Source organism: Desulforhopalus sp. IMCC35007 (assembly GCF_005116575.1).
Lineage (GTDB): Bacteria > Desulfobacterota > Desulfobulbia > Desulfobulbales > Desulfocapsaceae > Desulforhopalus_A.
In genome coordinates, this window is the sequence record NZ_SWCN01000089.1 from 1 (window position 1) to 403 (window position 403).

At 40.7% G+C, this 403-nt stretch carries 1 tRNA gene; it reads right to left on the reverse strand.

The window, feature by feature from the left end:
- Positions 1-189 precede the first annotated feature (189 nt).
- Positions 190-265: transfer RNA gene (locus FCL48_RS24740), tRNA-Ala, on the reverse strand.
- Positions 266-403: the final 138 nt, after the last annotated feature.

Consider the following 403-nt stretch of genomic DNA (forward strand, 5'->3'; position numbering starts at 1 on the left):
TTCAAATCCAATGGGGGTCTTTTGTATCTATAGACACGGTGACCAACGGCCTGTGTGCCCATACAAAAAACTTTAAAAGATTTAAAGGATTTTATACTACTCTACTATTCAATTATCAAAGATCATTTCAGCTCGTGATTCTAAAGAAAACACATAACTGCAAGGTTACGAAAACCTTTTTAAAAATGATGGTGGAGGTGAACGGGATCGAACCGATGGCCTCCTGCGTGCAAGGCAGGCGCTCTCCCAGCTGAGCTACACCCCCATCAATTATTTAAGGATCATGACGATCCCTCAAAACTAAATAACAACAGCAAACGGGGTTAATCCCCAGTAACAGGTTTTGTGTACTCATGTTCTTACAAGATGTAAGAAACCGGTAACACTCACTGTATCATCCTTA